The organism is Klebsiella sp. FDAARGOS_511 (assembly GCF_003812845.1).
Classification (GTDB): Bacteria; Pseudomonadota; Gammaproteobacteria; order Enterobacterales; family Enterobacteriaceae; genus Klebsiella; species Klebsiella grimontii.
The window spans coordinates 4,730,756-4,749,705 of sequence record NZ_CP033824.1 but is presented as its reverse complement, the minus strand read 5'-3'; the positions used below and the strand labels follow the sequence as shown (position 1 = coordinate 4,749,705).

Annotated in this window: 17 protein-coding genes; 7 read left to right on the top strand and 10 right to left on the bottom strand. The window is 58.8% G+C overall.

Annotation, left to right across the window (positions count from 1 at the left end; all coding sequences use genetic code 11):
- Positions 1 to 20: 20 nt before the first annotated feature.
- Positions 21 to 1,091 carry a glycerophosphodiester phosphodiesterase gene (gene glpQ, locus EGY08_RS24005; protein WP_112165599.1) on the bottom strand — a complete coding sequence of 357 codons (1,071 nt, stop codon included), beginning with the start codon at positions 1,089 to 1,091 and terminating at the stop codon, positions 21 to 23.
- Positions 1,092 to 1,100: 9 nt separating this feature from the next.
- Positions 1,101 to 2,447 carry a glycerol-3-phosphate transporter gene (gene glpT, locus EGY08_RS24000; protein ID WP_004123062.1) on the bottom strand — a complete coding sequence of 449 codons (1,347 nt, stop codon included), beginning with the start codon at positions 2,445 to 2,447 and terminating at the stop codon, positions 1,101 to 1,103.
- Positions 2,448 to 2,718: 271 nt separating this feature from the next.
- On the opposite strand from glpT, the gene glpA reads away from it, so the two are divergent.
- From glpA to glpC, 3 genes are read left to right on the top strand one after another with little or no spacing between them, the layout of a single operon-like run.
- Positions 2,719 to 4,341: an anaerobic glycerol-3-phosphate dehydrogenase subunit A gene (gene glpA / locus EGY08_RS23995; RefSeq protein WP_123829024.1), complete on the top strand. Its 1,623-nt coding sequence runs from the start codon at positions 2,719 to 2,721 to the stop codon at positions 4,339 to 4,341.
- Complete coding sequence (gene glpB / locus EGY08_RS23990; RefSeq protein WP_049115587.1) at positions 4,331 to 5,590, top strand: glycerol-3-phosphate dehydrogenase subunit GlpB; 1,260 nt, start codon at positions 4,331 to 4,333, stop codon at positions 5,588 to 5,590. Before glpA ends, glpB begins: the two co-directional genes overlap by 11 nt.
- Positions 5,587 to 6,765 (top strand): anaerobic glycerol-3-phosphate dehydrogenase subunit GlpC, encoded by a 1,179-nt coding sequence (gene glpC, locus EGY08_RS23985; RefSeq protein ID WP_087829149.1) that lies wholly within the window; start codon positions 5,587 to 5,589, stop codon positions 6,763 to 6,765. Before glpB ends, glpC begins: the two co-directional genes overlap by 4 nt.
- A 23-nt stretch (positions 6,766 to 6,788) precedes the next feature.
- On the opposite strand, the gene yfaU is transcribed toward glpC, so the two are convergent.
- From yfaU to EGY08_RS23955, 6 genes are all read right to left on the bottom strand, one after another.
- The gene (yfaU, locus tag EGY08_RS23980; protein ID WP_004123066.1) at positions 6,789 to 7,592 is read right to left on the bottom strand and encodes a 2-keto-3-deoxy-L-rhamnonate aldolase; all 804 of its coding nucleotides are present in this window, start codon (positions 7,590 to 7,592) and stop codon (positions 6,789 to 6,791) included.
- A gap of 14 nt (positions 7,593 to 7,606) precedes the next feature.
- Positions 7,607 to 8,896: an MFS transporter gene (locus tag EGY08_RS23975; protein WP_004123068.1), complete on the bottom strand. Its 1,290-nt coding sequence runs from the start codon at positions 8,894 to 8,896 to the stop codon at positions 7,607 to 7,609.
- Between the two features lie 52 nt (positions 8,897 to 8,948).
- Positions 8,949 to 10,154 (bottom strand): L-rhamnonate dehydratase, encoded by a 1,206-nt coding sequence (gene rhmD / locus EGY08_RS23970; RefSeq protein WP_123829023.1) that lies wholly within the window; start codon positions 10,152 to 10,154, stop codon positions 8,949 to 8,951.
- Between the two features lie 13 nt (positions 10,155 to 10,167).
- The gene (locus tag EGY08_RS23965; protein WP_004123072.1) at positions 10,168 to 10,950 is read right to left on the bottom strand and encodes an IclR family transcriptional regulator; all 783 of its coding nucleotides are present in this window, start codon (positions 10,948 to 10,950) and stop codon (positions 10,168 to 10,170) included.
- A 204-nt stretch (positions 10,951 to 11,154) separates the two neighbouring features.
- Positions 11,155 to 12,351, bottom strand: a complete 1,197-nt coding sequence (locus tag EGY08_RS23960) for a nicotinamide mononucleotide deamidase-related protein YfaY (RefSeq protein WP_123829022.1) — start codon at positions 12,349 to 12,351, stop codon at positions 11,155 to 11,157.
- Between the two features lie 96 nt (positions 12,352 to 12,447).
- Positions 12,448 to 12,990: a YfaZ family outer membrane protein gene (locus tag EGY08_RS23955; RefSeq protein ID WP_004123076.1), complete on the bottom strand. Its 543-nt coding sequence runs from the start codon at positions 12,988 to 12,990 to the stop codon at positions 12,448 to 12,450.
- A gap of 270 nt (positions 12,991 to 13,260) precedes the next feature.
- On the opposite strand from EGY08_RS23955, the gene EGY08_RS23950 reads away from it, so the two are divergent.
- Both EGY08_RS23950 and nudI read left to right on the top strand, forming a co-directional pair.
- Positions 13,261 to 14,709 (top strand): catalase, encoded by a 1,449-nt coding sequence (locus tag EGY08_RS23950; RefSeq protein WP_123829021.1) that lies wholly within the window; start codon positions 13,261 to 13,263, stop codon positions 14,707 to 14,709.
- A gap of 184 nt (positions 14,710 to 14,893) precedes the next feature.
- Complete coding sequence (gene nudI, locus EGY08_RS23945; RefSeq protein ID WP_049115596.1) at positions 14,894 to 15,319, top strand: nucleoside triphosphatase NudI; 426 nt, start codon at positions 14,894 to 14,896, stop codon at positions 15,317 to 15,319.
- Here the strand turns inward: nudI and EGY08_RS23940 are convergent.
- Together EGY08_RS23940 and tctD are read right to left on the bottom strand one after the other, a co-directional pair.
- Positions 15,311 to 16,726, bottom strand: a complete 1,416-nt coding sequence (locus tag EGY08_RS23940) for a sensor histidine kinase (RefSeq protein ID WP_004123087.1) — start codon at positions 16,724 to 16,726, stop codon at positions 15,311 to 15,313. The two genes, nudI and EGY08_RS23940, sit on opposite strands and share 9 nt — an antisense overlap.
- On the bottom strand, positions 16,713 to 17,387 hold the full coding sequence (gene tctD / locus EGY08_RS23935; RefSeq protein WP_004123089.1) for a transcriptional regulator TctD: 675 nt from the start codon (positions 17,385 to 17,387) through the stop codon (positions 16,713 to 16,715). The genes EGY08_RS23940 and tctD overlap by 14 nt, the downstream gene beginning before the upstream one ends.
- Before the next feature lie 140 nt (positions 17,388 to 17,527).
- Between tctD and EGY08_RS23930 the strand changes: the two genes are divergently transcribed.
- Positions 17,528 to 18,502 carry a Bug family tripartite tricarboxylate transporter substrate binding protein gene (locus tag EGY08_RS23930; RefSeq protein ID WP_369894088.1) on the top strand — a complete coding sequence of 325 codons (975 nt, stop codon included), beginning with the start codon at positions 17,528 to 17,530 and terminating at the stop codon, positions 18,500 to 18,502.
- A gap of 15 nt (positions 18,503 to 18,517) precedes the next feature.
- Positions 18,518 to 18,949, top strand: a complete 432-nt coding sequence (locus tag EGY08_RS23925; RefSeq protein ID WP_004123092.1) for a tripartite tricarboxylate transporter TctB family protein — start codon at positions 18,518 to 18,520, stop codon at positions 18,947 to 18,949.
- Position 18,950: the final 1 nt, after the last annotated feature.

The following is an 18,950-nucleotide window of genomic DNA, read 5'->3' as shown; positions in this document are numbered from 1 at the left end:
GGCCGGGTAAACCCGGCTTTTTACTGCTTCGCGTTCAGAAACTGCACCGCTTTATCCGGGAAATCGGTAAACAGGCCGTCAACGTCCGCCTGGCGATACAGCACGTTATAGAGCTGATTGACGTCGGTTGCGTACTCCGGCAACTGATCGGCGCGGACCGTATACGGATGGACCTGCATATGGCTGGCGTGAGCTTCTTTCACCATGGCCGTCAGCTTCACCTCACCCGGCTTCGAACCTTCGGCCACCAGCATGTGGTAGTCCGGACCAATGCCGTCAGCGTACTGTGCTATCTGCGCCATTGCCCCTGGTTTGAACATCCAGTCATAGCTGTAGTTCACCCACTTGCCGTCGGCCTGCCGCTGCTGGGTCTCATTCCAGTCGGTGTAGGCGATAAGCTGCACCAGATTGAGATCCATCCCCATCTTCGGCTCCAGCTCGTGTTTAATACGTTTGAGCTCGTCCGCGTCAAAACACTGCAGATAGACCTTATCCTGCTTGCGGGTATAACCATACTCTTTCAGCACCTTCAGCGTACTGGCGGCAATATCCTTACCTTCCTGATGGTGGAACCACGGTGCTTTGATTTCCGGGTAGATGCCGATATTTTTGCCGGTCGAATGGTTCAACCCCTGCACAAACTCAATCTCCTCTTCAAAAGTATGAATACGGAAATCAGATTTCCCCATCGGGAAACGGCCCGGATAAGTTTGCACGTTCTTGCCATCTTTCGGCTCAAACCCTTCGGTAAACTTCAGCGACTTTATCTCGGCGAGCGTAAAGTCGATGGCGTAGAAGCGGCCATCCTTACGCGCCCGCTGCGGGAAACGCTGCGCCACGTCGGTCACCCGGTCCAGATAGTGGTCATGCAGTACCACCAGCCGGTCGTCTTTAGTCATCACCAGGTCTTGCTCAAGGTAATCGGCCCCCTGAGCATACGCCATCGCTTTCGCCGGCAGGGTATGTTCCGGCAGATAGCCGCTGGCGCCGCGGTGGGCGATAACGATTTTCTCCCCCGCGACGGCGCTGAAAGAGAGCGCGGTAGCGGCCAGCAGCATTCCGCTCATCAGGGCGGTTAATTGACTTTTCATCGCAGCTCCTTAGCCTTGTTTCATCTGCTGGTGATGACGTCGTTCACCCAGCATCACGATAATCAACAGCAGGACAGCCAGCACGCTGCCGCCGATCATTACCATAAAGCCGCCGTCCCAGCCGAAGAAATCGACGGTATAGCCAACGATAGCGCTCGCGGCTACCGAGCCGCCGAGATAGCCGAACAGGCCGGTGAAGCCCGCGGCGGTGCCGGCGGCTTTTTTCGGCGCCAGCTCCAGCGCGTGCAGGCCAATCAGCATCACCGGACCATAAATAAGGAAGCCGATGATGATCATGCAGGCCATATCCACGCCCGGATTACCCGGCGGGTTCAGCCAGTAAACGACGGTGGCGATGGTGACCAGGGTCATAAAGAAGACGCCGGTCGCGCCGCGGTTGCCTTTAAACACTTTATCCGACATCCAGCCGCACAGCAGCGTGCCCGGGATCCCCGCGTATTCATAAAGGAAGTAGGCCCAGGATGATTTATCCAGCGCGAAGTGCTTAACTTCCTTCAGATAGGTCGGCGACCAGTCAAGAATGCCGTAGCGCAGCAGATAGACAAATACGTTAGCGACGGCGATGTACCACAGCAGCTTGTTCGGCAGGATGTACTGCATAAAGATCTGCTTTGCGGTCAGCTCTTCTTCATGCTTCTCGCTGTAGTCGTCAGGATAATCGTTTTTGTACTCTTCGATAGGGGGCAGGCCGCAGGACTGCGGGGTATCGCGCATCATCGCGAAGGCGAAAATCGCCAGCAGGATCGCGCCGAAAGCCGGCATATACAGCGCCGCGTGCCAGTCGTTAAACCACGCCATTCCCAGCAGAAACAGCAGCGGCGGGATCCCGCCGCCGACGTTATGCGCGCAGTTCCATACCGACACAATACCGCCACGCTCTTTTTGCGACCACCAGTGCACCATCGTGCGCCCGCACGGCGGCCAGCCCATCCCCTGGAACCAGCCGCACAGGAACAGCAGCACGAACATCACCATAATGCTGGAGGTCGCCCAGGGGACGAAGCCCATGACCAGCATCACCAGCGCGGCCAGGATCAGCCCTGCCGGTAAAAAAATGCGCGGATTCGAACGATCTGAGACCGAGCCCATGATGAATTTCGAAAACCCGTAGGCGATGGAGATACCGGAAAGCGCAAAGCCGAGATCGCCACGGGAGAATCCTTGTTCGATAAGATAGGGCATCGCCAAAGCAAAGTTCTTACGAACCAGATAGTAAGCGGCATATCCGAAGAAGATACCGATAAAGATCTGCCAACGTAATCGACGATATAAGGGGTCGATTTCCGCCGTTGGCAAACGCGCCTTATGCGCTGCGGGTTTAAATATACTTAACATATCAGCCTCCGTGGCCATTGCTGTTCTTCTGACGTCGACGCAAAAAAACGTAATTTATTCACTGACTTCTGATTTGGTCGCGATAGTAGGCAAAGCGTAAATCTAATACTGTGAAATGTCGCACACTTTGTTACAGAAATATGACAGCGCTTTCTAATATGCGCACAAAGTCACAACAAATGCTCGAATTACGCGCAAATATGCTCGAAATCAAACATTAAACGCTATTGATGTGGCTAAATGATGTAAAACGAAAACAGAGGACAGGGAGATGGCCGATAGTCGTGAATATGACGTCATTATTATTGGCGGCGGCGCAACCGGCGCCGGGATCGCGCGCGACTGCGCGCTGCGCGGACTGAAGGCGGCGCTGGTTGAGCGCTACGATATCGCTACCGGCGCGACCGGGCGTAACCACGGCCTGCTGCACAGCGGCGCGCGCTATGCGGTAACCGATAGCGAATCGGCGCGCGAGTGCATCAGCGAAAACCGCATCTTACGTCGCATCGCCCGCCACTGCATTGAGCCCACCAGCGGACTCTTTATTACCCTGCCGGAAGACGATCCGGCGTATCAACACACCTTTATCAACGCCTGCCAGCAGGCGGGTATTGAAGCCCAGCCTCTGACGCCCGCCGAGACGCTGCGCCTGGAGCCTGCCGTGAACCCCGCGCTGCTTGGCGCGGTGCAGGTACCGGACGGCACCGTCGATCCGTTCCGCCTCACCGCCGCGAATATGCTCGATGCCCGCGAACATGGCGCCACTATCCTCACCGGCTGCGAAGTCACCGGCCTGCTGCGCGAGGGCGATCGCGTCCAGGGGGTAGCGCTCTACGATCGTCAGCGCCGTGAACCGCTCAACCTGCGCGCTCAGGTGGTGGTCAACGCCGCCGGTATCTGGGGGCAGCGCATCGCAGAGTATGCCGACCTGCGCATCGCGATGTTTCCGGCAAAAGGATCGCTGCTGATCCTCGACCACCGCATTAACCGTCAGGTTATTAACCGCTGCCGCAAACCGGCTGACGCCGATATCCTGGTACCCGGCGATACCATTTCGCTGATTGGCACCACCTCGATGCACATTCCCTATGATGAAATTGACGACAACCGGGTGACGGCCGGGGAAGTCGATACGCTACTGCGCGAGGGGGAAAAGCTGGCGCCGATCATGGGGCGGACCCGGATACTGCGCGCCTACTCCGGCGTACGTCCGCTGGTCGCCAGCGATGACGATCCCAGTGGACGCAGCGTCAGCCGCGGCATCGTGCTGCTCGACCACGCCCGGCGCGACGGCATGGAAGGTTTTATCACCATCACCGGCGGTAAGCTGATGACCTACCGCCTGATGGCGGAGTGGGCTACGGATGCGGTATGCCGGAAGCTCGGCAATACCGCCCCCTGTACAACCGCTGATGCGCCGCTTCCCGGCTCGCAGGAGCCGACGGAAACCACGCTACGCAAAATCATCTCTTTACCGGCATCGCTGCGCGGGTCGGCCATTTACCGCCACGGCGATCGTACCCCCGTCTGGCTTGGCCATAGCCGCCAGCACCGCAGCCTGGTCTGCGAATGCGAAGCGGTCACCGCCGGCGAGGTTCAGTACGCGGTCGAAAACCTGGCGGTGAAAAACCTGCTCGACCTGCGCCGGCGCACCCGCGTCGGCATGGGCACCTGTCAGGGCGAACTGTGCGCCTGCCGGGCCGCCGGGCTGCTCGCGCGTTTTAACGTCACCACCTCCGCGCGCTCCCTTACCCAGCTGTCTGAATTTCTGAACGAACGCTGGAAAGGCGTCCAGCCGGTGGCCTGGGGAGACGCGCTGCGTGAAAGCGAGTTCACCCGCTGGGTCTATCTCGGCCTGTGCGGATTACAAAAGGAGCATCAGGATGAAGTTTGATTGCGCCATTATCGGCGGCGGTCTCGCCGGACTACTCTGCGGGCTGGCGCTTAATCGGCGCGGCCTGCGCAGCGTGATTATTAGCCGCGGTCAAAGCGCCCTGCACTTCTCTTCCGCCTCGCTGGATCTGCTCTCGACGCTGCCAAATGGCGAAACCGTCACCGATGTTGCTCACGGCATCAGCCAGCTGGCCCGCCAGCTTCCCGAGCACCCCTATGCAAGGCTTGGCGCCGAACGGGTAATGGATTACGCCAGCCAGGCACAGGCCCTGTTTGCCGACTGCGGTATCGCCATGCAGGGAGAGGCCAGCCAGCCTCATCTGCGCGTGACGCCGCTGGGAACCTTACGCGCGGCCTGGCTTTCGCCACAGGAGATTGCCACCGCTCCGCTGCCCGCCAAGGGCGTCTGCGTGGTCGGCATCAGCGGATTCGGCGACTTCCAGCCGCATCTTGCCGCCGCCTCGCTGAACCAGTACGGCGTTAACGCCGAAGCGCAGGAGATAGATTTACCGCTCCTTGATGTTCTGCGCGATAGCCCATCCGAATTTCGCGCCGCCAATATCGCCCGCCGTCTGGATGATGAAACGCAGTGGCCGGCGCTGCTGGCGGCGCTGCGCCCGCTGGCGCAGCGGCACAGTTTCATTATCATGCCCGCCTGCTTCGGCCTCGCCGACGATCGCCTGTACCAGTGGCTACAGCAGCGTCTTCCCTGCCCGCTGCGCCTGCTGCCTACGCTGCCGCCGTCGGTGCCGGGGATGCGCCTGCACGCCCAGCTCCAGCGGCATTTTATCCGCGGCGGCGGTACCTGGCTTACCGGGGACGAAGTCATCAATATCAGCCAGCAGAACGGTATCGTTAATGCTATCTGGACGCGCAACCACGGTGATATCCCGCTGCGCCCGCGCTTCGCGGTGCTGGCCAGCGGCAGCTTTTTCAGCAATGGTCTGGTCGCCGAACGCAGCGGCGTGCGCGAGCCGATTCTTGGCCTTGACCTACAGCAGACGCTGCCGCGGGAGAGCTGGTATCAGCAGGACTTTTTTGCTTCCCAGCCCTGGCAGCGTTTCGGCCTGAAAACCGATACGGCTCTGCGTCCGCAGCTTCAGGGACAGACGCTGGAGAATCTGTTCGCCGTAGGTTCCATTCTCGGCGGTTTTGATGCCATCGCGCTGGGATGCGGCGGCGGCGTCTGCGCGGTCACCGCGCTGCACGCCGCAAGGCTAATCGGCGAGCTTGCCGGAGGTGAGTCATGAACGACACGCGTTTTGAACACTGCATTAAATGCACCGTTTGCACCACCGCCTGCCCGGTCAGCCGGGTTAACCCGCGCTATCCTGGGCCAAAACAGGCCGGGCCGGACGGCGAGCGCCTGCGCCTGAAAGACGGCACGCTCTACGACGAGGCGTTAAAATACTGCATCAACTGCAAACGCTGCGAAGTCGCCTGCCCTTCAGACGTCAAAATCGGCGATATTATCCAGCGGGCGCGCATGGAGTACAGCCGACAAAAGCCCACGCTGCGCGATACGATCCTCAGCCACACCGACCTGATGGGCACCCTCTCCACGCCATTTGCCCCGCTGGTGAACGCCACCACCGGGCTGAAGCCGGTACGGCGACTCCTCGATGCCGCGCTTAAAATCGATCACCGCCGCACGCTGCCGAAATATGGTTTTGGCACCTTTCGCCGCGCGTATCGTCAGCTGTCTGCTCAGCAGGCGCAGTACGCCGAACAGGTGGCGTTTTTTCACGGCTGCTATGTCAACTACAACCACCCACAGCTGGGCAAAGATCTTATCCGGGTGCTGAACGCCATGGGCATCGGCGTGCAGTTATTAAGTAAGGAGAAGTGCTGCGGCGTGCCGCTGATTGCCAACGGTTTCTTTGCCAGGGCGCGCAAACAGGCGCAGAGCAACGTCACCGCAATGCGGGAAAATAGCCTCCCCATTATTGCCACCTCATCAACCTGCACCTTTACCCTACGCGATGAATACCCGCACGTACTCGATATTGAGAACCGCGACGTTCGCGATCGCATTGAGCTGGCTACCCGCTGGATCTGGCGTCAGTTGGATGATGGGCGGCCTCTGCAGCTAAAACCGCTGCCGCTGAAGGTGGTCTACCACACCCCCTGTCATATGGAGAAAATGGGCTGGTCGCTGTATACCCTTGAGCTATTGCGGCTGATCCCCGGTTTGCAGCTGGAGGTACTCGACTCTCAATGCTGCGGCATTGCCGGCACCTACGGGTTTAAGTCGGAGAACTACGACTCATCGCAGGCCATTGGCGCGCCGCTGTTCCGGCAAATTGAGGAGAGCGGCGCTGACCTGGTGGTGACCGATTGTGAAACCTGCAAATGGCAGATTGAGATGTCCACCAGCAAACGCTGCGAACATCCCATCTCTCTGCTGGCGCAGGCGCTGGCCTGATACCAGCACCGGCTGCGGGGGGACTAATAGCTCCCCTTTCCCTCCGCCTGTTCGGCTATCGGCTTGAACATCGCCAGCCGTTTATCCAGCGCGCTGGTATACAAGTTGGTATCAACGCCCACGGCGACAAAATTGGCCCCCCACGCCAGCGCTTTGTGCGCCATCTCCGGGTCAACGGCCAGGAATCCAGCGGCTTTTCCCGCTTCGCGAATGCGGCGGATGCTCTGCTCAATGATCCGCTGCACCTCCGGGTGACCGGCGTTATCCGGAAACCCCAGCGAGGCCGATAGGTCAGCCGGGCCGATAAAGACGCCGTCAATCCCTTCCACTTCGAGGATCGCATCCAGATTATCAAGCGCCGTTTTGCTCTCCACCTGAATCAGCAGGCACAGTTCATCGTTGGCCTGCGCCATATAGTTCTCCACCCGCCCCCAGCGCGCGGCGCGGGCCACCCCGGCCCCGACGCCGCGGGTGCCCACCGGCGGATAGCGGGTAGCCGAGACGATCTCCCGCGCCTGTTCAGCGGTATCGACCATCGGGATCAGCAGCGTTCTGGCGCCGATATCCAGCACCTGTTTAATCAGGCTACGATTGCCCTCCACCGGGCGAATAACCGGCTGGCTGGCGTAGGGCGCGATGGCCTGCAGCTGATGATACAGGTCCTGAATGGTATTGGGCGCATGTTCACCGTCGATCAGCAGCCAGTCGTAACCCGAGGTGGCGGCAATCTCAGCCATATACGAAGAGGTTGAGCTCAGCCACAGGCCGATTTGCGCTTCCCCTTGCAACAATCCCGCTTTAAATGAGTTCGATAAAATTGCGTTCATAGTTCTCCCTTACATTAATGCTGTACGCTGCCAGCCTGCGGTACCGTGCGATTGACGCGCAGCGAAAAGATAATAACAACTCCGACAATCGCCACGCAGGCGAGCGTCACTAATCCGGCAGAATCACTCGCGAACATTGTTTCAGCCTGGACGCGGATAATCGGGGCCAGAAAACCGCCGATGGCACCAAACAGGTTGACGAAACCGATGCCCGCGGCCAGCGCCGTACCGGACAACAGCTGCGTCGGCATGGTCCAGAACACTGGCTGTACGGCAATGACGCCCACGGCGGCAACGCACAGCGCGATAATCGCCAGCACCGGTGAAACCAGGCCAGAGACCGCGATGCCGATTGCTGCTGCCAGCAGGGTAAATGCCGCCACATTACGCCGCTCGCCGGTACGATCGGAATAACGGGGAATCAGCCAGGTACCGAACAGCGCGGCCACCCACGGGATCGCGGTCACCACCGACGCCACGAACCCCACCTTGGTGCCGAGCAGCGCGGCAACCTGGGTTGGCAGGAAGAAGATCAGGCCGTAAACCGCCACCTGAATGGTGAGATAGATAATCGCCAGCTGCCAGACGCGGCCGTTGCGCAACGCATCGGACAAACGCGAGGTCACCTTTTTCTGCTCTTCGCTGGCCAGCTCGCTGATTAACGCCTGTTTTTCGGCAGCGCTCAGGAAACGCGCCTTCTGCGGCGTATCGTCAAGCCAGAAGAAGGTAAAGAACCCGGCGCCGACCGCCAGCAGCCCCTCAATGATAAACATCCAGAACCAGCCGGGATGCCCCATAAAGCCGTGCATTTCCAGCAGCGCGCCGGAGAGCGGCGACCCGAGGGTCAGCGCCAGCGGCGCGCCCATATAAAACAGCCCCATAATGCTGGCGCGGTTCTGCTGCGGGAACCACTGGGAAGTCAGGTAGATCATACCCGGGAAGAAGCCCGCTTCCGCGGCGCCCAGCAGGGTGCGCACCAGCAGAAACTTCGCTTCGGTATCCGCCCACGCCATCGCCGCGGAGAGAAGCCCCCACAGCAAGGTGGTGCAGCCGATCCATTTTCTTGCGCCGAATTTGCGCATCAGCAGGTTGGCAGGCACCCCGAGAAAGGCGTACACCACAAAGAAAATCCCCGCCCCCAGCGCATAGGCCTCATTGCTCAGGCCGGTATCCAGCTGGTAAGTCTCTTTGGCAAAGCCGATATTCGAACGGTCAAGAAACGCCAGCACGTACAGCGCCAGCATAAAAGGGATCAAACGGGCGCGGTTTTTCTTCACCACGCTCTCAAGCAAGGTGTTGCTCATCGTAATATCCTCAACAATGGGCCGCACATCTGCGCTGTGCGGCACGACGGGATCAGTGGTTATAAGGACGTTTCAGGTTGCAGTTGCGATTCAGCTCGACGCCGAAGCCCGGTTTATCCAGCACGCTTTTATGAATGCGCCCGTTTACCGGCACCGGCTCGTCAACCAGAATCGGGTCAAACTGTGGACGCATCGTTGAGCAGTCCGGACTGGTCATCAGAAACTCGCTGAACGGCGTGTTGGTAAAGGTAATAACTGCGTGGTGCGAATAGACCGACGAGCCGTGCGGCACCACCAGTTGGCCGCGCGATTTGGCGATCGCCGCAATCTCCACCAGCGTGGTCAGACCGCCGCACCAGCCCACGTCAGGCTGCATAATATCGATGCCGGTTTCCGACAGCGTGCGGAAAGATTGCAGCGTGCCGTGGTGCTCGCCGCTGGTGACCATCATGCCGGCTGGCGCATTGCGTTTCAGCTCGCGGTAGCCTTCGTACTGCTGCGGCGGCAGGCACTCTTCGATCCACTTAAGGTTAGACGGCGCGCAGGCGTGGGCCAGTTTAGTGGCGTAGTTAACGTCCTGGCTCATCCAGCAGTCCAGCATCAGCCAGAAGTCCGGTCCGCATTTTTCGCGCATATCGGCCACCATCGCGGCATCTTTGCGGATCCCCGCGTCGCCATCGTGCGGCCCCCAGTGGGTCGGCATTTTGCCGCCAATAAAGCCCATCTCTTTTGCCAGGTCCGGACGTGCCCCGGTGGCGTAGAACTGAATTTCATCGCGCACCGCGCCGCCCAGCAGTTTGTAAACCGGCAGCCCAACCACTTTGCCGAATAGATCCCACAGCGCCAGGTCAACGCAGGAGATGGTATTCATCACCAGGCCGCCAGATCCGGAGTAGTACAGGGTGGCGTTGAGCATCTGGTCATGAATCAGTTTGATATCGCTGACGCACTTACCTTCGATAAAGCGGTTCAGATGTTTTTCCACGATAAAGCAGCCCATCTCGCCCGCGGTCGACACCGCAAAACCGGTCTGCCCGTTTTCGGCTTCCACTTCAACGATCAGCGTGCCGAGAACGTTGATGCCAAACGACTGGCGGGACTGTTCATACTGTTTATATTTGCTCATCGGCGTGGCGATATGATCGTCAATCCAGTGATTTGCCCCCTGGTCATGATAATCGCCGCCGCCAGCGCCTTTCTCTGCGGTAGCGCCGCCGATAAACCAGGCGCGGACGTGTTTAATTTTCGGTAGGGTCATGATCTTCTCCTTATTATGAGGCTTGTTGTTCGAAGGGGCTCTTCCACCCCAGCAGACGGGAAATATCTTTGGCGCAGGCAATCGCCCTACCGGCGAGGTAATCGCGATTGTCTTCATTGATTTGCAGACGAGTACCCACCACGGAAATGGCGGCGGTCAGCTCGTTATTGGCGTTAAACACCGGCGCGGCCACGCAACGAACGTCGGGATAGTCTTCGCCGTTATCGAAGCTCCAGCCGCGGGCGCGAATACGCCCCAGCTCATCACGAAGCTGCTGGGCGCTGGTGATAGTGGTTGGCGTCGCCCGTTCCCACCGCAGCTCGCTGATAATCGACTCCTGAACCCGCTCGGGCTGCCAGGCCAGCAGGCATTTACCGATACCGGAGCGATACAGCGACAGGCTCTTACCCTCATGCGAGCGCACGCTGATGGTGGCCGGGGACTCAATCTTCAGAATGTAGTAGGCGTTGCCGCTGTCGATAATGCCCAGGTGGCAGAGCAGCCCGCACTGATCCATCAGTTGCGTCAGGCGTGGACGCGCCAGCTCGCGCAGGTCCATTTTGCTCAGCGCCTGCCCGGCTAGCTCAACCAGCTTGGTCCACAGGCAGTAGTTATCCTGATTATCCATGCTGAGGAAGCGCTGTTTTTTCAGCTCTCCCAGCAGCAGATAGGCGGTACTTTTCGGAATACCCAGTTCGTCAATAATGGTCGCCGCGCTGCAGGGACCGATGCGGGCGATCAAATTGAGAATATCAATGGCGCGGGTCAGCGCCGGGACTTTGCTTGATTCCAACATACTGGACTCCAATCCTGAATACTGGAATCAGTGTTGCGGTTGTCAGGCGGATAAATTGTGAGCGGCTTCAAATGACGACGCTATTCCAGCAGGGTGGACGTTCGGAGGGATAAAAATGCGAGGTAGTGCACAGAATATTTAAAAGCAAGTACAGCTGGCTGGACTCAGCCCGCGTCGGGAAGGACTCCCGACGCGGAGGCTTGTTTACACCGAGAGAGATTCGACGACGTTAATCCAGCCGTGCTCGCCAGCCACCGGCTGGCCGTTTAGCCAACGGCGCAGCATGTTCAGGGCCATCATCGCGCATACCTCCTGACGCACCTGGACACTGTGGCGGCTGGTGGTGAATTTCACCCGCAGCGCGTGGGTGCCGTCCGGCGTGGAAAGCGCAAAATTCAGGTGATCGCTCTCCTGGCCGCTGACCGCCAGCGCCAGGCCGGCAAAATGTTTCTCGCGCCGCTCCGCCGCCCAGCGCGCGGACTGCGCCAGGGTCTCTTCCTGCGAAGGAATGACTTCGCTGGCCAACAGCGGCGCATTGACGCGTGAAAGCTGTAACGCCAGCAGGCCGCCGGTAAACTGCTCGCTCAGCGTCAGGCTTAGCTGACGCTCCTGCAGACGACGGGCGATCTGCGCGGGCAGGCCTTCGGTGCCTTCGAAAATCATGCTCTCTCCGGCCACTTTCTGCACTTCCGGCCACAGCGCCAGCATCGCCTCGCGCTGTTCAGCGGGTCCGGTCAGCTTCAGTTCAATAATCGGCATCGAGGAGCGATACCCCATCACCACGCCCGGCGGCAGCTGCAGATGATCGAGGCTCTGCGCCAGTTCGCTTTCGGAACGGCCGAAGGTGGTCAAACGCAGACACAGCGGCGCAGCAGGCAGCGGGAAACGTTCGCGCAGGCGCGGTAAAATTTCCTGCTCGACCATCACCTTAAATTCAGAAGGCACGCCGGGGGTAAAAAACATCAGGCAGCGGTTTAGCTGCACGGCAAAACCGCAGGCGGTTCCAACCGGGTTATCGATGATCTCGGCGCTTTGCGGAATTTCCGCCTGTTTACGATTGCTGGCGGCCATGGGCCTTCCACGCTCAGCAAAGAAACGGGTCATGGTTTCCAGCCACGCTTCGTGCAAAATCAACCCTTCGCCTTTGGCCGTCGCGGCGGCCAGCGCGCTCAGGTCGTCGCTGGTCGGCCCCAGACCGCCGTTGACGATCAGCACATCGGCATGCTCGCTACGCTCGCGTAAAATCGCCACCAGGGAGTCGAGATCGTCACCAACGGTATGGCGACGCTTTAAGGGTAATCCTTGATTAAAAAAGAAATCCGCCAGCCACGCGGCATTGGTATCGATGATTTGCCCATGCAGCACTTCATCGCCGGTGGACAGCATTTCCACGTTTAACATTGTGAACTCCAGCCTGATAAGTAGAAATACTATATCGCAAAGCGGCTGGCGAAAAAGCCTGAAAATCAGGCGCGGCGGAATACCGCGCCGAAGAGATTAGAAGCTGGCGTTGACGCCGACGTACGGACCGTCCGCGACTGCGTTATCGCGGTTGCCGTCTTTACCCGCCAGGTTGAGGTAGCGGTAGCCGGCTTCGATGCTCAGAGGACGCATAATGGTAAAGCGCGCGCCGGCATTGGCTTCCTGATAGCTGTCGATGCCGCTGGAGAGTGAATCCGGAGAGTAATAGTATTCGCCGAACAGACGGAAGCTGTCGCCGATTTTCCACTGCAGACCGCCGCCAACCGCCGCCGCGTAGCCCTCATCGCCGTTGTTTGGATTGGTGTAAACGCCTTTGCCGCCCACGGTGGCCAGGAATGGCCCGAGGGGGATGTTCAGGCCCAATCCCAGACCCGCCGCATCGCCGTCGTCATCATTGTGCAGCCAGTTGCCGGTTACCGCCAGGCCGGTCGATTCGGTGCCGAATCCAACGCCAAGATTGGTGTAGTGCTCACCGGCCTGCCCGCTGACGCTGATCGCATTTGCCGCCGTCGAGACGAACATCATGCCAGCGAGGGCCATAAATATGCTTTTTTTCATTTTTATCTATCCAGAAAAATAATAATAAGAAAATCCCAAAAAACCGCGAAATTGTACTGCCGAATGCTAAGGAATCAATGAACTAAAGCGACGTTTGCCATTGTGATTGTAACCAGTTGCTACCGGGATTTTGCCAACGGCTCCGGGTATCAATTCGATAGCCAGAGCCAGATTGTCCGTGCTGGCTATTTATTCTACAAAGTGTGCTCAGCTTATTTCTTTCCTTCAGGGAGATGAATAAGTTACATAAAACTTTGTCAGGAGATAAAGATGAGCAAGAAAGGACTAACCACCGGCGCCGGCGCGCCGGTCGTCGATAATAATAATGTCGTCACTGCAGGTCCTCGCGGCCCGATGCTGCTGCAGGATGTCTGGTTTCTGGAAAAACTGGCCCACTTTGACCGTGAGGTAATCCCGGAACGCCGAATGCACGCTAAAGGCTCCGGCGCTTACGGTAAACTGACTATCACCCACGATATCACCCGCTATACGCGCGCAAAACTGTTCGCCGAAATAGGTAAAACCACCGATCTGTTCCTGCGCTTCTCAACCGTCGCCGGAGAACGCGGTGCCGCTGACGCCGAGCGCGATATCCGCGGCTTCTCTATCAAGTTCTATACCGAAGAGGGCAACTGGGATCTGGTGGGCAACAATACGCCCATTTTTTACCTTCGCGACCCGCTGAAATTTCCCGACCTTAACCACGTTGTCAAACGCGACCCGCGGACCAACCTGCGTAATCCGACCTGGAAATGGGATTTTTTCTCCCTGCTTCCCGAAACGCTGCACCAGTTAACCATCGACTTTAGCGACCGCGGCATCCCGCGCTCATATCGCCATATGCACGGTTTCGGCAGCCACGCGTTCAGCTTTATCAACGCTGAAAATGAACGTTTTTGGGTGAAATTCCACTTCAAATCCCAGCAGGGGATCGCCAACCTGATGGATGATGAAGCGAAACGCCTGGTGGCAGAAGATCGCGAGAGTTCGCAGCGCGATCTCTATGAGTCGATTGAGAGAGGCGATTTCCCGCGCTGGACCTTCTACGTGCAGATAATGCCGGAAGCAGAAGCCAGCCGGGTCCCTTACAACCCCTTCGATCTGACCAAAATCTGGCCGCACGGCGATTATCCGCTGATTGAAGTCGGGGTACTGGAACTTAACCGCAACCCGGATAACTACTTCGCTGAGGTTGAGCAGGTCGCGATGAATCCAGCGAACGTGGTGCCTGGCGTGGGCTTCTCTCCGGACCGGATGCTACAGGGACGGCTGTTTTCCTACGGCGATACCCAGCGCTATCGTCTGGGCATTAACCATCATCAAATTCCGGTCAATGCGCCGCGCTGCCCGTTCCATAACTATCACCGCGACGGCGCGATGCGCGTTGATGGCAATAGCGGCAACGGCGTCACCTATGAGCCCAACAGTTTTGGCGTGTTTCAGGAACAACCGGACTTTAGCGAGCCGCCTTTAAGCCTTGAAGGCGCGGCGGCGCACTGGGATCACCGGGAAGATAGCGACTACTTTAGCCAGCCGCGCAGGCTGTTTGAGCTATTAAGCGAAGATGAGCATCAGCGTATGTTTCAGCGTATCGCCAATGATATGCGGGATATCCCTGACTTTATTCAGCAGCGACAAATTGGCCTGTTCAGCGAAGTCCACCCCGACTACGGCGCAGGTGTTGCAGCGGCGTTGCAGCTCTTAAAGCACGGAGAATAAGTACTGATGGCAGCCCTTAAGGCTGCCATTTTGCGCTATCTGTTCCATGATGGCCCCTGACCCAATACCCTGCGCTTACCCTAACACCGCTCATCTTCGCCGCGCGTTTTCGCTTGCGGTTTGCCGGGGCGGCTCGCAAACTGGGCCTTCCCGTTAGTATCCCTGTCATCATTAAGGAGAAATCATGCGTCAAAGGACTATCGTCTGTCCGCTCATTCAACATGAAGGCCACTACCTGCTGTGCAAAATGGCCGACGATCGTGGCGTATTTCCCGGCCAGTGGGCGATCTCCGGCGGCGGCGTCGAGCCGGGCGAACGCATTGAAGAGGCGCTGCGGCGAGAAATTCGTGAAGAGCTGGGCGAAAAACTGCAGCTGACCGACATCACTCCGTGGACCTTTAGCGACGACGTCCGGGTTAAAACTTACGCCGATGGCCACCGGGAAGAGATTTATATGATTTACCTGATCTTCGACTGCATCAGCGCCAATCGCGACGTGACAATCAACGAAGAGTTCCAGGACTACGCCTGGGTGAAAGCCGAAGATCTTCCCCACTATGATTTGAACGTGGCGACCCGCAGGACCCTCACCCTGAAAGGCTTACTCTGAAAAAGCGCGCAAAAAGCGCAGCCTGACCTTCAGCCCGCCCAGCGTTTCGCTGCGCAGCAGTTGCGGATGGCTGCGGTGCAGGCGCGCAATATCGCTGACCAGCGCCAGGCCAAGCCCGGCGCCGGGGTTATCACCCACGTTTTCCAGACGATGGAACGGCATGAGTGCCTGCTGAATCTGCGCATCATCGATACCCGGCCCGCTGTCTTCGACGTCCAGCAATACCGCCTCTCCATCACGATGCAGGCTGACGGTGACGATACCGCCCTGCGGCGTATAGCGAATCGCGTTATCCAGCAGATTCGCGCACAGCTCGCTCAACAGCACGCCATCGCCGGCGATGGTCACCGTCGAGGGTTCGCCCTCATAGCCGAGATCGATAGCCTTGCTCCGCGCCTGCTGAAGACGCGAAAAGCAGCTATTGTGGACAATCTCATACAGGTCCACCGGCGGAAACGCGTGTTCGCCCTGCTCTTTACGTTTGATGGTGGCCAGCTGCAGCAGGCGTTCAGTGAGCAGAATCGTACTGTCAAGCGTGCCGCTCATCGCCTCCAGGCTCTCTCGCCACAGCCGGGGATCGCCGCTCGCCAGCGCCACTGAGGCCTGCGTTTTCAACACCGCTAACGGCGTTTTGAGCTGATGAGACGCGTCGGCGCTAAACCGTTCCTGGCGGGAGATCATCACCCGTAACCGGTCGATATAGCGGTTAAAGGCCACGATCAGCAGACGGGTTTCCGACCACGGCAGCAGCTCCGGCAGCGGCGTCAGCAGGCCGGGTTCACGCCGCACCATCAGCGCCGAAAGCCGACGCATTGGCCGTAGCACACGGCGCAGCAACCAGCCAGCGAGCACCAGCGTCAATAGCACTAATAGCCCCTGCGAGATCCATGATGAAAACAGCAGCTGCCCCGCCAGCCATCGCCGCGACTGCAGCGTTTCGGCGATATAGATTTCCGCCATTCCGACAACGCCGCCTTCGTTAACTGGCTGCAGCAGCCGCGCCACGCGGATGGCCTGACCGCGATACTCGGTATGATAAAACCACGCCAGCGCCGGATAGAGCTCGGTACGAGAGGTTGAGGGCGGCATCGATGGCAGGTCGTCAAAACCGGAAATCACCCGTCTCTCGGGATCGAGAACTTTATAGTACAGGCGATCGTTCATATTGAGTTCGAAGCTATCGAGCACCACCCAGGGAACATTCACTTCCAGCCTGCCGTGGCGTACCACCAGGCGCTCCGCCACCGTGCGGGCAGAGGAGAGCAGCGTACGATCGTAAGCCTGGGTCGCCGCCTGCAGGGCGCTGACGTAGCTATTAAACGCCGACAGCCCCCACAGCAAAACCAGCGGCAGGCCGAGAAACAGCAGCAGTTGGGAGAATAACGACTGCGGTTTACCCCATCTCATGAGCGAGCTCCAGCACGTAGCCCAGGCCGCGCAGGGTCACGATACGCACGTTGCTCTCCTGAAGTTTCTTACGCAGACGATGGATATATAGCTCGATGCTTTCCGGGCTGACATCATCGTTCAGGCTGAAAACCTGTTCAAATAGCTGCTGGCGCGACACCGGCCGCGTACGGCGAAACATTAGCACCGTCAGCAGCGCCTGCTCGCGCGGCGTCAATGACAGCGTTTGTCCGCAGAGTAAAAAATAGCCTTCATCGCGATATTCCAGAGAACCGATCTGTTGCACCTCATGCACCTGGCCTTCGCTACGCCGCAGCAGCGCGCGCAGCCTGGCATCCAGCTCTTCGAGCTCAAAAGGTTTTGGTAAATAGTCATCGGCGCCGACGTTCAGCCCTTTAACCCGGTCCGCCACCGCGCTGCGGGCGGTTAACAGCAGGACAGGAAGGGTCTGCCCGCGCTTTCGCAAGCGCTGCACCACCTCCAGGCCGTCGAGTCCCGGCATGCCGATATCCAGCACCGCCAGCGCATATTTTTCGCTTTGCAGCAGATGATCGGCCGCCCGGCCATCAAATACGCAGTCCACGGCAAACCCGCCCTGCACCAGCGCTTTCTCCAGCCAGTGAGCCAGCTCACGGTTATCTTCTGCCAGTAAGAGACGCATATCACATCCTGAAAAGTTGCTGCTGCATTGAAAGGGAAATGAAAGGTAATTGTTTTAACAATCACGCAACCGAATAGCCACATGCCGGTTCACATAATTAAAAAAACGTCCCCTGTATCTGACTGAGGAAGCTTATGAATATGCCATTCCTGCGCCGTGCTAGCGCCATTGCATTATGCCTTTTAACCGCCTCTGCCCTGGCCGCCGAGGCGCCTTCCCGTACCGAATGTATCGCGCCCGCCAAGCCCGGCGGCGGCTTCGATCTCACCTGCAAGCTGATCCAGGTCAGCCTGATGGAAACCGGCGCCATCGAAAAACCGATGCGCGTCACCTACATGCCCGGCGGCGTAGGGGCAGTGGCCTACAACGCGATCGTCGCCCAGCGCCCCGGCGAACCCGGTACCGTAGTCGCTTTCTCCGGCGGCTCGCTGCTCAACCTGGCGCAGGGTAAGTTTGGCCGCTACGGCGTGGATGATGTGCGCTGGCTGGCCAGCGTCGGCACCGATTACGGCATGATCGCCGTCCGCGCCGACTCGCCGTGGAAAGACCTGCCGTCGTTTATGGCAGCGATGGAAAAAAATCCCGCCAGTATCGTCATCGGCGCTGGCGCCTCAATCGGTAGCCAGGACTGGATGAAAGCGGCGCTGCTGGCGCAAAAAGCGAACGTCGATCCACACAAAATGCGCTACGTGGCCTTTGAGGGCGGCGGCGAACCGGTCACCGCGCTGCTGGGCAATCACGTGCAGGCGGTTTCCGGCGATCTCAGCGAAATGGTGCCTTATCTCCAGGGCAATAAAATCCGCGTGCTGGCGGTGTTCGCTAACGAAAGGCTACCGGGCGCGCTCGCCGATGTCCCCACCGCCAAAGAGCAGGGCTACGACCTGGTCTGGCCGATTATTCGCGGCTTCTTCGTGGGTCCGAAAGTCAGCGACGCCGACTATCAGTGGTGGGTGGATGAGTTCACGAAATTGCAGCAGACCGACGCGTTCAAAAAGCAGCGCGAGCTGCGCGGCCTGTTTGAATTCAACATGAACGGTAAGGAACTGGACGCCTATGTCAAAAAACAGGTGGAAGCGTATCGCCTGCAGGCGAAATCCTTTGGCCTGGCCAAATAATTTGCGGAGGTTGCGATGAGCGATCGTATTTTTGCCGGAGTGTGGCTGCTGCTCTGCGCGGGTGGAATGTTTATCGCCTGGCAAATTCACAGCGAATACGCCTATGAGCCTGTCGGCCCACGTCCTTTCCCGGTCGGCATTATCGGCCTGATGCTGGTGTGCTCTGTCTTGCTGCTTCTGCGTCGGCCCGACGCTATCACGTGGCCCGGGCGCCGGGTTTTACAACGTCTATTAACTATGGTGGTGGCGCTGGGGATCTATGCGTGGGGTTTTGAATGGCTGGGTTTTCCTCTGGCCACCGCGCTGCTGACCGCCGTGTTTGGCCTGCTGTTTGGCGCCACGCTGCCCGCTGCCGGGGTAGCCGGCGTCGCGATGGGCATCGCGCTGTGGTACGTCTTTGACGCCCTGCTTGATGTCACCCTGCCGCTCGGCATCTGGTTGAGTTAAC

Coding starts and splice junctions, on each gene's coding strand:
- EGY08_RS23925 (WP_004123092.1), top strand. CDS start 18,518: ATGAGCGATCGTATTTTTGCCGGAGTGTGGCTGCTGCTCTGCGCGGGT.
- EGY08_RS23955 (WP_004123076.1), bottom strand. CDS start 12,990: ATGAAAAAAAGCATATTTATGGCCCTCGCTGGCATGATGTTCGTCTCG.
- EGY08_RS23940 (WP_004123087.1), bottom strand. CDS start 16,726: ATGAGATGGGGTAAACCGCAGTCGTTATTCTCCCAACTGCTGCTGTTT.
- EGY08_RS23975 (WP_004123068.1), bottom strand. CDS start 8,896: ATGAGCAACACCTTGCTTGAGAGCGTGGTGAAGAAAAACCGCGCCCGT.
- glpB (WP_049115587.1), top strand. CDS start 4,331: ATGAAGTTTGATTGCGCCATTATCGGCGGCGGTCTCGCCGGACTACTC.
- glpQ (WP_112165599.1), bottom strand. CDS start 1,091: ATGAAAAGTCAATTAACCGCCCTGATGAGCGGAATGCTGCTGGCCGCT.
- nudI (WP_049115596.1), top strand. CDS start 14,894: ATGCGTCAAAGGACTATCGTCTGTCCGCTCATTCAACATGAAGGCCAC.
- glpC (WP_087829149.1), top strand. CDS start 5,587: ATGAACGACACGCGTTTTGAACACTGCATTAAATGCACCGTTTGCACC.
- tctD (WP_004123089.1), bottom strand. CDS start 17,387: ATGCGTCTCTTACTGGCAGAAGATAACCGTGAGCTGGCTCACTGGCTG.
- glpT (WP_004123062.1), bottom strand. CDS start 2,447: ATGTTAAGTATATTTAAACCCGCAGCGCATAAGGCGCGTTTGCCAACG.
- EGY08_RS23960 (WP_123829022.1), bottom strand. CDS start 12,351: ATGTTAAACGTGGAAATGCTGTCCACCGGCGATGAAGTGCTGCATGGG.
- EGY08_RS23950 (WP_123829021.1), top strand. CDS start 13,261: ATGAGCAAGAAAGGACTAACCACCGGCGCCGGCGCGCCGGTCGTCGAT.
- EGY08_RS23930 (WP_369894088.1), top strand. CDS start 17,528: ATGCCATTCCTGCGCCGTGCTAGCGCCATTGCATTATGCCTTTTAACC.
- yfaU (WP_004123066.1), bottom strand. CDS start 7,592: ATGAACGCAATTTTATCGAACTCATTTAAAGCGGGATTGTTGCAAGGG.
- rhmD (WP_123829023.1), bottom strand. CDS start 10,154: ATGACCCTACCGAAAATTAAACACGTCCGCGCCTGGTTTATCGGCGGC.
- glpA (WP_123829024.1), top strand. CDS start 2,719: ATGGCCGATAGTCGTGAATATGACGTCATTATTATTGGCGGCGGCGCA.
- EGY08_RS23965 (WP_004123072.1), bottom strand. CDS start 10,950: ATGTTGGAATCAAGCAAAGTCCCGGCGCTGACCCGCGCCATTGATATT.